Source organism: Rhizobium indigoferae (assembly GCF_034554815.1).
Lineage (GTDB): Bacteria > Pseudomonadota > Alphaproteobacteria > Rhizobiales > Rhizobiaceae > Rhizobium > Rhizobium leguminosarum.
Genome location: NZ_CP140637.1, coordinates 371,050 through 384,282, shown reverse-complemented (window position 1 = coordinate 384,282; position 13,233 = coordinate 371,050). Strand labels below are relative to the sequence as shown.

At 58.7% G+C, this 13,233-nt stretch carries 11 protein-coding genes; 3 read left to right on the top strand and 8 right to left on the bottom strand.

Annotation, left to right across the window (positions count from 1 at the left end):
• Positions 1–21: 21 nt before the first annotated feature.
• From U5G49_RS28320 to U5G49_RS28285, 8 genes are all read right to left on the bottom strand, one after another.
• Complete coding sequence (locus tag U5G49_RS28320; protein ID WP_018245728.1) at positions 22–270, bottom strand: hypothetical protein; 249 nt, start codon at positions 268–270, stop codon at positions 22–24.
• A gap of 190 nt (positions 271–460) precedes the next feature.
• Complete coding sequence (locus U5G49_RS28315) at positions 461–1,537, bottom strand: DUF5666 domain-containing protein (RefSeq protein WP_193443005.1); 1,077 nt, start codon at positions 1,535–1,537, stop codon at positions 461–463.
• Entirely contained in the window at positions 1,534–2,427 is an 894-nt protein-coding gene (locus U5G49_RS28310; RefSeq protein ID WP_193443007.1) for a DUF6502 family protein, read from the bottom strand. The genes U5G49_RS28315 and U5G49_RS28310 overlap by 4 nt, the downstream gene beginning before the upstream one ends.
• Positions 2,428–2,580: 153 nt before the next feature.
• A complete protein-coding gene (locus U5G49_RS28305) occupies positions 2,581–2,955 on the bottom strand; it encodes a hypothetical protein (RefSeq protein ID WP_018245725.1) in 375 nt (124 codons plus the stop codon).
• Between the two features lie 10 nt (positions 2,956–2,965).
• Positions 2,966–4,012, bottom strand: a complete 1,047-nt coding sequence (locus tag U5G49_RS28300) for a flagellar hook-associated family protein (RefSeq protein ID WP_018245724.1) — start codon at positions 4,010–4,012, stop codon at positions 2,966–2,968.
• A 2-nt stretch (positions 4,013–4,014) separates the two neighbouring features.
• Positions 4,015–5,475, bottom strand: a complete 1,461-nt coding sequence (gene flgK, locus U5G49_RS28295; protein WP_193443009.1) for a flagellar hook-associated protein FlgK — start codon at positions 5,473–5,475, stop codon at positions 4,015–4,017.
• 13 nt (positions 5,476–5,488) lie between these two features.
• Positions 5,489–6,781 (bottom strand): flagellar hook protein FlgE, encoded by a 1,293-nt coding sequence (locus U5G49_RS28290; protein ID WP_193443011.1) that lies wholly within the window; start codon positions 6,779–6,781, stop codon positions 5,489–5,491.
• 325 nt (positions 6,782–7,106) lie between these two features.
• Positions 7,107–7,979: an EF-hand domain-containing protein gene (locus U5G49_RS28285; RefSeq protein ID WP_193443013.1), complete on the bottom strand. Its 873-nt coding sequence runs from the start codon at positions 7,977–7,979 to the stop codon at positions 7,107–7,109.
• A gap of 163 nt (positions 7,980–8,142) precedes the next feature.
• Between U5G49_RS28285 and U5G49_RS28280 the strand changes: the two genes are divergently transcribed.
• From U5G49_RS28280 to U5G49_RS28270, 3 genes are all read left to right on the top strand, one after another.
• Positions 8,143–8,790, top strand: coding sequence for a TetR/AcrR family transcriptional regulator (locus tag U5G49_RS28280; RefSeq protein ID WP_193443015.1), 648 nt, complete (start codon positions 8,143–8,145; stop codon positions 8,788–8,790).
• A gap of 208 nt (positions 8,791–8,998) precedes the next feature.
• On the top strand, positions 8,999–11,182 hold the full coding sequence (locus tag U5G49_RS28275) for a DUF1217 domain-containing protein (protein ID WP_193443017.1): 2,184 nt from the start codon (positions 8,999–9,001) through the stop codon (positions 11,180–11,182).
• Positions 11,183–11,421: 239 nt separating this feature from the next.
• Positions 11,422–13,209, top strand: coding sequence for a methyl-accepting chemotaxis protein (locus tag U5G49_RS28270; RefSeq protein ID WP_026230429.1), 1,788 nt, complete (start codon positions 11,422–11,424; stop codon positions 13,207–13,209).
• Positions 13,210–13,233: the final 24 nt, after the last annotated feature.

The window sequence follows — 13,233 nt, the reverse complement described above, 5'->3', positions numbered from 1 at the left end:
GTACTTGGGTATCGACACCTTTCAGGCCAATCGCATGAGCATTTCATTCAGGTTGCCGATCTGGCGGAGCAGTTCGACCAACTTATCCGTGTCGTCTTGACTGAGCCGGCCCGTTCCGCCGCTGCTTTTCCAAAGATGTTGAAATTCTTGGCTCGTCTGTAGCGCGATGCCCATGATTTCGATGATTTGCGTACGGTTTTCCCAGGTTGCAACGACCGTCGGTTGGTCCATTCCCATCGACATGTCCGGTTCGCGTTCCAGCAAAAGCAATTCCTGATTCCTCTTGGCGATGGTGGGTTGGTTCGGCAGTCAGCAGCGATTGAAAATCAAACGATTGTCTGTCGGGTGTGGGGCGGACCCGATAGACAATCGGCAAGTCCTTCTTGGGAATCCAAATCAGGAATCGCAGGAACAATAAATGGGAAATTTTCCCATATGTCAATGTGCTCGACTGGGCCTTTCAGCGGGGACCTGGAAAATCTGGAGGCGGCGGGCCGCGAGGCGCCGTATCCCCCGGTGGCGGACCTCGCCTGTTCGGGTCGGGATAATCTCCACCAGGCCCGCCTCTGCCGAAGGAGGGGCGATCATGCGGCGGCCCGTCCGGAGGGCCATCCGGCGGGCGAGGACCAAAGCCGTCTGGACCCTGCCTGTCCGCAAAGCCCGTCATTCTGCTTGAATCGCGTACGGTGACGTCGACAAACCCATGGCCGTCAGGGGACATTCGCATCGAGCCGTAAGGCGTTGAGCCCCCGGGTCCCGAGCCAGCCCCGCCTTTGTCCGCGGACCTGAAGGTCTCGACGTTGACGATGCCGCGTTTCAGACCCGGCACCACAGGCTCGGCCTGAATGCGTGTAATCATCAATCGGTCGGCGACTGTCTTAAGACGTACGAGCGTTTGCTTGCCGACCAGATATCCATGCGTGTTGCCAAGCGAAAGGCCGCCGATCCGGACGCGATGACCGCTCTTCGATGGCACGCCTCGGACATGGGCGCCATCGGAAACGGAACGAGGCTCGATACGCCGAGCAATGATGGTGCCATCCGGTTTACGGATGCCGAACACGGCAACGCGATTGCCTTTTCGCAAGCCCTTCGTCACCAAACCTGTCGTGTCGACGGTTTGCGACAATATGGTGATACCGGTCTTGTCAATCCGGTCGATGCGGCCCTGGACCTCGCTGACGATCGCGATGCGGGCAGCACGCTTTCCCGTCAGCAGCACCCGGGCCACATGACCGACCTTCATCGCGCTTGCAGGAGCGCGCCGTCCATCGATCTCGATCGGGGTCGTCGCGCTGAAAGGTATGTGGACGTTGTTGACGATGATGCTTCCAAAGCCCTGGATGGTCCCGACGATGCCGGTTCCGCCGATCCCGTGATCTTCGTTCTCCCCACCTCCCTGAATGGAAAGACCGGACCCGCCGATTCCATGATCGCTGGTCCCCGTCGGTTGCGCGGCTACGGTCTCCGGTCGCACGATCTGAAGTGCGATGCCGCCCAGCAGAAATTGCCTCCTGGAGATCATTGACGGGCTCATTCGTCTGTCTCCGTCCTGGAAGCGGCGTCTGGCTGAAGATCGGCCTCAGCCGCCTCGGGCATGACATAGACCCCCGCAATCCAGCGGCTATTGCCGCCGGGATCATCCGTGATGGCCCGATGGGCGATCTTGTTGAGCTTCAGGAGCAGCGCCATCCCTTCCTCACGCGCAATCTCGTCGAGTTGGGCCGCCAGCTCAGGAGATATCCCGTCGTAGTGAACCGCGCGTTCGAAGTAGGGGGGAGGGTCGTTCATCAGATTCATGACCGCTGCCTGCACATGGTCACGAAGATTGCGTGTAAAATAGTGCCGACGGGCTTCGTCACCGGCATTCGGAACAATTGATGAGAGGTTGAGCTGGACCTGGCCGTCCTGATCGAGAACGACAACGCCTTTATCCAGCCAGTCGTCCAGGATGGAGCGGGGATGAACGTCCTTGGTGATGTCGCTCACCAGGCTCTCGAATGACGGACCGCCGTCGCTGGAGGTCCGGGGCAGGGCGCTTGGCCTATCCTCCGCATCGCAATAAAGCGGATCGGCAAGCCATCTTGCAAGGATGCGGCTTGTCTGTGAAACGCCGACGGTCAGAAACGATGCCGTGAGTGCCTGTCCACGCAACCGGTTGACGTCCTTGCGGTGGATGCCGGTCAGAAGCGAGATGCGGCTATCCGTCTGCTGCTTGTTCGGTAGCGCGAACTCCTTCTCCGCAACCTCGATATAGAGGCGGCGAAGAACGGTCGAAAAGGAGATGAAGTTGAAGCCGGAGGCGAGTGCGAGCTTGACCAGCGGGCGAAGCACGCGGATCAGCATGGCCTGCAAAGTCTCTTCGGAGAATGGAAGCTTCGCGCGCGGCTTTGACATTAACAACACACTCGGTCTCTGAAAGACCATTGCCAGCAGACTTCGGCAGTCGCCCTCAGCCTCCCTATGGTAAAGTCCAGACTGCCGCAACGGACAAGCCACATGCAAGCCCAGCCTATGCCATGCTCCCGAGCGGCGCGGCCGTATAGCGCCGCCTTTGAGAAGAGATTTTAGCGTGTTCCGTTAATGAGTTACCGGATGCGGCTCGGGCGACAGCACTGCGCCATGGCGCCAGTCGATCAGCCGGTCGATGCGCGCAATCTTGTGGAAAACCTCGAAAACGTCGAATGACGTGCCTTTCTCGATATGGGCTGCCAGCAACTCGCAAAGCTCGAATATTTCAGGGGGCGTACCCGTCATCTCGACGCCGTCATCCGTGAAGACACCCGATCGCGGCCATGCCCGCGTCTGTTGTTCGTCGAGTTTGCTGCCGACGAAAGGGATCGTATCGATGATGCCAGAGGCGAGCGCGAAGGCCGCCTCCGCCACGATTTCGGAACACGTCGTGTTGGGTTCCCTCGTTAGGGCCGGTATTTGCATCCGCTTGAATTCCCGCATGTTCAACCCGTCAGAGATAGTTGACCAGACTCAGACCCTGGAGTTTCGAGACGAGCGTGTAAGCTGTCTCCAGTTGCGTCTGCAGCTGGTTGACGAGCGTCGAAGCCTCGTAGGCATCCACGCCCTGGAGATCGACAAGGTTTCCCTGAAGCAGAGTGGATTGAGCGTCGAGGGCGTCATTTGCCTTTTCGAGCCGCTCCTGTGAAAGACCGAGCTCACTTTGCTGCGTCACGATGCCGGCGGTCGCCTGCGCCGCATAGGCGATCGCTTTGGATGCGACGGTGCTCTGCGCGTCGGAGCTGAGATCCTGGCCGAAGAGGGCGGAGACGACGACGGAGGCCAGTGCGAGATAGCGCATACCTTCGGAATTGGCGTTGGTCGACGAGGTGATGGTTTCCGATCCGCTGATCCGGCTCGTCATGTCGGTGCTGGAAGCGGTGGACCAGCCTTCGGAAGCGTCCGTCCACGCGCTCTCGGAGAACATCGGCTCGACCGTGTCGGTGATGAAGCTGCCGATTTCCTCGCCTGTCAACTCGTTGACGTCTTTTCCGAGACCGGTTGCATAATCGTTCAGAGCCGAAACGATCGTATCCGAGACCGCCGAGGATTGGTCGGTCAGAGGCTGGCTGTCGAGGTTCGTTCCGCCGAACAGGAACTCGCCATTGACCGACGTGTTTGCCGTCGAGACCAGCTGCGAAATCGTGGCGCTCGCCGTCTGCAGGGCAACGGCGATGCTCGTCGTATCCTGGCTCGCCTGGAGCGCGGTCAGGTTCGAGACCAGGCTGTCGCCGGCATCCTTGAGGCTCGAAAGGGCGGTTTGCGATGCGTTCATGCGCAATTCGACGACGGCATTGCTCGTCTTGAACGAGGCGGCCTGCGCGATGGCGCTGGTGAGATTGATCGACTTTGCAGCGCCGGCGCCGAGGGATACGCCGATATCGGCGTAGGTTCCTGTGGTCGCTTCCGTCGAGGCCTGCTGCAGCTTGTTTTGGGACTGGCTGATGGTGAGCCGCAAAACATTCTGCATCGCCGATGATGAGACAAAAGATGCTTTCATGACTAGCTCGCTATGTCGAGGAGCGACTGGAACATCTCGTCGATGACGTTCAGGATCTTCGTCGCTGCTTTGTAGGATTGTTCGATGTCGAGAAGTAGCGTCAGTTCCTCGTCGAGGTTGACGCCGGTTTCGTTGGAATAGGCCTCGTCGGAGCGTGACAAGGCCGCAGCCGTGGTTTCGGAAGCTGCCGTTGCATCGCTTCGATATTGTTCGAGCCAGCCGATGGAGGCGCTGGCGTAGTCCGTCAGGCTTTGCGACGTCGAGAGACCTGCGTCGGAAGAGAACGAACGCTGTTCCGTCAGCGCCTGATACAGGGCGTCGAGATTGTCCGAGAAGCCACTGTCTCCCGAAGTGTTGAGATCGGTGATGCTGCTGATCGTTCCGTTACGCAGCTTCGTCGCATCGCCGCCCTCGCTTGTGACGACGGCTAGATTGACGGAGATAGTGGAGGCGATCCCTGTCGTATCGTCGGAAGCAGCAGGTGTTCCCCCGGTTGTGCCCGACGCCGTCGTCCACACGAAAAGTCCCGGTGCGCTCGTGCTGCCGTCGGTTTCCGAGAAGATCTGGACCAGTGATTTGGCGATCTCGTCGAGCTGGTCCTGGAATGTCGGGGCGATTTCGTCGCGAAGCTGCAGCAGCGCCTGCAGGCTGCCCGATGCACTCGTCGTCGATCCTTCGCCGGCGTCGAGTGCAACGCCGTCGATATAGATGGAATTGCCTTCCGTTCCGGCAACGTAGGTTGCCGTCGACGCGAACGTGACGGTGCGGGGAATGGTCTCGAACAGCACGGTGCCATCAGAGGTATAGAGCGCCATGTCGTTATTGGTGCGCACGGTGGAGGTGACGCCAACGATCGAGGAGATCTGCTTCAGGAGCTTTTCACGCTCGTCGAGCGCCGAGGATGTATCGGTGCCGGTCGATGTCGCCAGCTTGACCGCATTATTGGCCGCCTCGAACTGCGACAGCAGCGTGTTCAGGGTGGAGACCTGTGTGGCGATCTCCGCATCCGCCTCGGCTCTGATCGACTGGACGCCGTCGCTTGCGGTATTCAACGAATTGGCAAGATCCTGCGCGGCGGTCACGGCCGATTGCGCTGATGTCGTGCTGCTCGGGGATGTGGCGAATGTCTGGAGCGCCTGCTGGAATGCCGTGAGATAGGTACTCGGCGAGGTCTCGTAGTCATTGCCGCCCACCAGCGACTTCAGGCTTTCGAGGCCGGTCACCAGCGTCTGCTGGGCGCTGTCCTTGGCATTCGTTTGCAGATACTGGGCAAGCAGCGCCGTTTCCTGCGCCCGGCTGATGCTGACAACTTGGGCGCCGGAAAGAGACGTCGTAACCGACGCCTCCCGTCTCACATAGTCGGAATTTCCGACATTGGCGATATTCGTCGAGATGACGCTGCTTTGCTGGCCGGTCGTGTTGAAAATACTTTGCACGCTGTTCAAGGCGGAGGTGAGCGACATGCCGGCGTCCTCCCTATCGTTTCAGATTGACGAGGACATCCATGATATCGGAGCCGGTCTGGAACACCTTCGAATTGGCGGTATAGCTGCGCTGCGCCTCGATCATCTCCGTCAGTTCACCGGCGAGATCGACATTCGAGCTTTCGAGAGCACCGGACTGGATGGAACCAAGCCCGTTCGTCTGCGGGAAGCCGGTGACCGTTACCCCGGACAATCCGTTGGCACTGTAGACGTTGCCGCTGAGCAGCGTCAGATTGTCGGGGCTGGCGACTGTCGCCAGAGGGATCTGATAGAGAGCCTTCGTCGCGCCGTTTGCATAGGAGACCGACACCACGCCGTCCGCACCGATAGACACCGAGCTCACGGCACTTGCGGCCTGGCCGTCTGCGGAGCCCGTCGCCGAGAAGTCGGAGGCGAGCTGGGTGAAATCGGAATAGTCCATGGTGATCGTCTTTACCGTCACCGGATCGACGATATCAGTGTCGGTCGCGGAGGTGAGCTGCCCGTCGGCGTCGAAGGAGAGCGTCGCGACGCTGACGGCATCGGAAGAGTAGGGAAAGGACGTCGTGCTGCCGGTGGATGCATCGGCATTGCGGTAAACCGCGACCTCCCAGGTGCTGCCGGTGACTGCGCCGCCCGCGTCCGTCGTGACGCCGGTCTTGGTGAAGTAATAGTCGTACTGGACGGTGCCGCCGAGGCTGTCATAGGCAACCAGCGACATCTTCTGCGTGTCGTCGGTGACGCTCGCCGTGTTGGCGCTCGGCAGCGTCGTGGTATCGGTGACGACGGTTGCCTCGGAATTCAGGTTGCCGCTGAAATAGGCGCTGCTCGAAGCGACAGCGCTCAAGCCCGATTGGGATACGTTGACCGGCACCAGGCCGTCGAAGCCATTGACCACCACCGCCGGTACGCCGGAATCATAGGAGTATCCCATGAGCGTGAAACCGGCGCCGTTGACGAGATTGCCGTCGCTGTCGACCGAGAAGTCGCCGGCCCGGGTGAGCACCGGCGTGCCGTCGGCGCTTTCCACGATGAAGAAGCCGTCTCCTGATATCGCCAGGTCGTAATCGGAGGTCGTATAGGAGATGTCGCCCTGTTGAGAAATCGCCTGGCGCACGGATGTCTGGACGCCGCCGGAATTATAATTGCCCGAGGAAGAGGGCAAAACCAGCGACGAGAAGGACGTGGAAACGGCTTTGTAGCCGGTGGTGTTCGCATTGGCGATATTGTCGGAAACCGTGCTCAGCCGGTTTGCCTGGGCGCTCATGCCGGAGACGGCGGTTTTCATGCTTCCAAAAATGCTCATGGCTCGATCCTTTAAGGTTTGGGAACATGCCATGTGACGAGGGGCTTCCAGAGCCCGGATGGCGGGCGCACGACATCGCGGGCGCCGGGCAAAGGCCGACACCGGTCGATGATCTGATTGTCTGGACTAACCCCGTGATGGCGATAGGCGCTTCGGCTCATCCGCGCGCTAGTTATCCGTGCGCCTGTGACGGCGCACCATTCGAGTGGTTCCACATGTCAGTAGCGACCCGACTGAAGGCTCTGCCGGCTCGACTGCCGGGTTGCGTTCAAACCGTCTCAGTGCAGATCCTCCAGCGACCGCAATGGCGACGGCTTAACGACCGTCAGCTCGCGGACTGTGCAGACAATGAACCGGTGCGTGACGTGTCGAGCAGACTAAAGAGCTGGCTTGCCTGGCTTTCGGTGACGTCGTCCGGCTTACCCGCCATGAATTCATCCAATGTCACGAGCCCGTCTCCGTCCGTATCGAGATCGGAGAGCAGAGATGCAACCTGGTCGTCGTCAGCGGACGGCGGCGGTCCTTCGGGACGTTCCGACTGCTGAGCTGACATGGCCTCGGTCAGCGCATCGACCGATAGCGAACCGAAACCTTCGCTGTCGAAGCTGTCGAACAGCGTGCCGGCCTGCTCCTCGCTCACATCGGACGGCCGACTTGCAACGAACTCGGCTTTGCTCACAAGCCCGTCGCCGTCGGTATCGAGATCGGAGAGCAGGGATGCAAGGTCGTCATCGTCGGAGGGTGGCGGGGGCGGCGGCCCCTCGGCACGTTCCGACTGCTGGCCGGACATGGCCTCGGTCAGCGCATCGACCGATAGCGAGCCGGAACCTTCGCCATCGAAGCTGTCGAACAGCGTGCCGGCTTGATCCTCCGACACATCGGACGGCCGGGCTGCGACGAACTCGGCCTTGCTCACGTAGCCGTCGCCATCGCTGTCCAGCTGCGCAACGTCCATGTCTGCGCCACCGTCCTGCTGCTCGCCGGAGCCGGACTGACCGGCGAGGCCGTTCATCGTCAGCGACATCAACTGCGACATGAGTTTCTCGGCGCTGTTGGTCGCGTCTTCGTCGAGCTGCTGGGTTGTGGTTGATTTTTTTGCCGAAATCGTATTACAGGATAGGGCGTCCTGGGATGCTGACGTCGAATTCTTGCTATAGGAATAGGAAGAAATTGATGTTGCGGCGGAAATGGTCGTCATAAGCGCTCCATCGCTAGAGGGTGGGGATGCAACGCATTACAGAACTGATGAGTTCTCTAAATCGAAATTGCTAATGCCACAACCGAAAAAATCGTCCCTCAGAAATCGTAGTTTCCTTTCTGCGGCCGTCGGCTTGTGCTTTAACGGGGCGGTCTAGACCATCATGGATGTTGCCGACGAGCCTGTAGATGAGCCGCGCAGACGGGGCCGGCCGAAAGTCTCGAGCGACGATGACAAGCGAGTGCATATCGTCGAGATTGCCCGCCGCGTTTTTGTAAAATACGGGTATGCCGGAAGCACGACCGCGGTCGTCGCCACCGAGGCGGGAGTTTCAAAACAGACGCTTTACAAGCTCTTTCAGAGCAAGGAAGAGCTGTTTGCCGCTGTGGTCGGTGCTCATCGACGCATGATGCTCGATCTGCCTCGGCCTCCGGAAGATCTCTCGATCGCCGAGAGCCTCGAACGCATCTTCATGATCGATATGGAAGAGGACAAGGATGCGGATCGTGCCGGTTTCCTGCAGCTCGTCTTTCGCGAAGCCGGGCAGTTTCCCGAACTCGTGGACATTCTGCAGCGCGAAGGCATGCTTGCCAGCCGGCAGCAACTTGCCAACTGGCTGAGCGACCGTAGGGCGGAAGGCCGTTTGTCGCTCGACGATCCGGCCAGCGGAGCCCGCATGCTGATGGATATGATCTTTGGTGGCATGGGACCGCCGGAAGGACGCGCTCAGGCCTGGCCCGACCGGGCGGCGCTGCTTGCCCATCTCCGGCGCTGCATTGCCATCTTTGCCGCGGGCGTCGGCGCCGCCTGACCCGATAAAGCCGCGATCCCTCGACTTTTGACGTCCTGTTGCATTTTGGACGAATTATAGTACCATATAGTTCTATTAAATTGATTCGGCCGCATGAGTGCGGTCCGTATGCGCCATGAGCGGCGGCAAGATCTCAGCAAATATGAAAAGTTTCAACCGTGGCTGCCGGCAGGCTTTCGCGCGCGCGTGCTTATGAAAGGGACAGAAGTTGGTTTCCACCTATGTGAGCTATCTCTCGGTCGCGCGAAATCTGGGCGCCAGTCTCTCGAGTGTAGCTTCTCAGGCAACGGTTGCCCGCGACAGCAGCTATTACAAGGAAAACATTGGCAAGGTCACGACAGTCGATGAATTCATGGGCGATTATAAGCTCTACTCCTATGCCATGAAGGCCTACGGCCTTGAAGACATGACATATGCCAAGGCGTTCATGAAGAAGGTGCTGGAAAGCGATCTCAGCGATTCATCCAGCTTTGCCAACAGTCTGAGTGATGGCCGCTATGCCGAGTTTGCGGCCGCTTTCAAATTTTCCGGCGAGACGGAGACAGCCCAGTCGGATGCGCAGCGGGACAGCCTGCTCGACGCCTATGAGGAATCTTTCGACACCGAGGCTGACGATATCGCAGACCAGACGGATTATTTCGAAGAGAATATCTCGTCGATCACCTCGGTCGACGATCTCCTGTCGAGCTCGAAGCTGAAGAACTATGTGCTGACGGCTTTCGGCCTCAACACCGAATACACCTCAACCAGCTTCCTGAAGAGTGTTCTGACGAGCGATCTCGACGATGCCGATAGTTTCGTCAACCAGCTCGACGACGATGTCTATGTCAACCTGGCGAAGGCCTTCAACTTCAACGAGGATGGCTCGACCGACGGCGACGTGATGTCGGAAGATCAGCTCTCGTTGGTCACAAGCGCTTATGCGGTGGCCTCGGCGACGATCGCTTCCTCGGAAACCGGGGAGGCCTATGACACCTATTTCGCTGCACAACTTGGAAACATCACCTCCGTCGATGAGTTGATGAGCGACGACAAGCTGGTTTCCTATCTGAGAACTGCCTACGGGCTTACCGATAGCGAGACCGATAACTTCATTTCCGCGGCGCTGAAAAGCGCCGACGTCGCCGACGCGATCGGCTTATCCGAACTGCACGATGCCTTTAATTTCGATGAGGACGGCGCGCTTGCCGATGGCGACACGGCCCAGACATCGGAACAGACGGCCGCGACCACGGCGGCCTTCGATGAAAATTATCAGCTGCTGATCGCCAATACCGACACCGAAGACGCCGTCGACAACTATACGACGCGCATCGCCAGCGTCACTTCGATCGATGATTTCCTGGTCTCGAACGATGACGACGACGATGACGACAACGACGATCTCCCGGAACTGTGGGAAATGGCGTTGCGAGCCTATGACATAGACCCGGACAGCGTTTCGAGAAGCGAGGTCCGGAAAATTCTCGAAAGCGATCCCTCGGACTCGAAAAGCTATGTCAACAGCCTCGACGACGATCGATTCGTAGCCTTTCGCAAGGCCTTCAACTTCGACAGCAATGGCGACGTTACCGTTCCGCTGCAGGCCATGTCGGAATCCGTCGTCGACGACTATGCTGCCTATTACAAGCAGAACAAGATCCGATACCTCGAAGGCGACGAGCTGACGGAAGCAACCGACGCGGCGGACGAGGAGATTACCTATTTTCGCGAGCAGATGGCGACGATCACCACGGCCAGCGAATTTCTGGCCGACGATCGCCTGGTTTCCTTCGCGCTCGAGGCGAAGGGGCTCGATCCCGATGATGTCACGTCGGACGAGTTGGAGAAGATGTTTTCTTCAGACCTCGACGACGAAGATAGCTATGTCAACAAGCTGGACGACAATCGTTTCGCCGAACTCGTCGGTGCGTTCAATTTCGATCAGGACGGCAATATTTCCGCCGAGCCCACCGGCACGGTGCAGCAGCGCGGCGATGTGCTGGAGACGATCGACGCCTATGTCAGGCTGACGCTCGAGGATGATCAGGGCGACAGCAACACCGGCGTGCGCCTCGCCCTCTACTTCGAGCGCAAGGCGCCCGAGATCTCGAACGCCTATGACATTCTGGGCGATAGCGCGCTCTTCGAATTTTTTACGACGACATTCAACCTGTCCAGTTATGTCTCGAACATGGACGTCGACAAGCAAGCCGAGATGATCAGCAATTTTATCGACATCAAGGATCTGTCGGATCCGGAAAAAGTCGACGATCTGATCAAACGCTTCACTGCCATGTATGACATGGCCAATGGCACGGGCACCACGTCGACAGCCCTTTCGATCCTGACCGGATCATCGACGATAAGCGCTGACACGCTACTTGCGATGGCGCAGTTGAAAAGCGGGTGAGTGGCAGGCAGGCCGCTGGTCCCGGAGAACCTGACGGAAATTCTATATCGCCCAACGCAGGATAGGGATTGGCCCTTTGCGCCGACGCGCGTCGTCACGACGCACCTTACCGATGCAGCGCTCATTCAAAACGAAACATACCTGCAACGTTTATTCATAATTAAATATCCATTAATGATCATAAGCGAATATTCGGGGCATGGCTGGATACACAGCAGTGAAATCTAGGGGGATTGCGTGTGAATATTCTTGATCGTGGTGCAAATGCTGTCGCGGTTCTTGCCGCTTTGTCGAATTCGCAAGCCATGATTGAGTTTGACTTGTCTGGCAAGATCCTCACTGCGAACGAAAACTTCTGCAGGGCGCTTGGCTACGAGTTGAGGGAGATCGTCGGAAAGCATCACAGCATGTTTGTCGAACCTGCCTATGCATCCTCGGCAGAATACAAGGCTTTCTGGACGAAGCTGTCAGCCGGGAAATTCGATCAACAACAATACAAACGCGTCGGAAAAGGCGGGCGCGAGGTCTGGATCGAGGCATCCTACAATCCCGTATTCCGACGTGGGAAGCCGGTGAAGGTCATCAAGATTGCAACCGATATCACCGCGCAGAAGCTGAAATCTGCCGAGGATGCGGGCAAGATCGACGCGTTGTCCCGGGCTCAGGCGATCATCGAATTCACGCCGACCGGCGAAATCCTGACCGCGAACGACAATTTCCTGACCGCCCTCGGTTATTCGCCTGCCGAAATCCAGGGCAAACATCATTCGATGTTCTGTGAAGCCGATTACTCGAGGTCGGAGGCTTACAAGGAGTTCTGGCGGAAACTTGCGAGCGGCCAGCTGGTTGCCGACGAATTCATGCGTGTGGGTAAGGGCGGACGGAAGGTTTACATCCAGGCTTCCTACAATCCGATCTTTGACCTGAACGGCAAAGTGTTCAAAGTCGTGAAGTTCGCAACCGATGTCACGGCGCGCGTCGAGAATGTCGAACAACTTGCCCGTTGCCTGACGAACCTTGCGGATGGCGACCTGGCGCAGACGATCCAGAAGCCTTTTATTCCTTCACTGGAAAGGCTGCGTGCCGACTTCAACAGCGCCTCGGAGAAGTTGAAGGGCGCAATGGCAACGGTTGCCGAAAATGCCAAGGCGATATCAGCCGGTTCCAACGAAATCCGCACGGCGGCCGACGACCTGGCAAAGCGTACCGAGCAGCAGGCGGCATCCGTCGAAGAGACGGCGGCTGCCCTTGAGGAAATCACGACGACGGTCAAGGATTCGAGCCGCCGCGCCGAGGAGGCCGGTCAACTCGTGGCGCGCACCAAAGATCATGCGGAGCATTCCGGTGAGGTGGTTCGTGACGCGATCGGTGCGATGGACCAGATCGAAACCTCGTCGCGCGAAATTTCCAATATCATTGGTGTCATTGATGAGATTGCTTTCCAGACCAACCTTTTGGCGCTCAATGCCGGCGTAGAGGCGGCACGAGCAGGGGAGGCCGGTAAGGGTTTTGCGGTCGTTGCCCAGGAGGTTCGCGAACTGGCTCAGCGGTCGGCGAAAGCTGCGAAGGAGATAAAGAGCCTGATTACCGCGTCCGGCTCTCATGTCGCAAACGGCGTCGCCCTCGTCACGAATGCCGGATCCGCGCTCCAGGAAATCGCCAGTCAGGTTCACGAAATCAATACCAACGTCACGGCGATCGTGGAGGCAGCACGCGAGCAATCGACTGCACTCGGCGAGATCAACCAGGCCATCAACACCGTCGACCAGGGAACGCAGCAGAATGCCGCAATGGTCGAGGAGCAGACCGCGGCAAGCCACGGGCTCGCACGAGAGGCCGCCGCGCTTTTCAAGCTTCTTGAACAGTTCCGTTTCGACGATGCACCGAGATCGAGGTCGTCGTTCGCGCAGGCCGATCGTCACCCCGTCGCACCGACGGCTTTGAAAGTCGTTCGTACTTCGCCCCTCGCATCCATCCAGCGCGGGTCAGCCTCCGTCGCGCTGAAGTCCGATTGGGAAGAGTTCTGATTACTCTGACTGAGCCATTCTCAG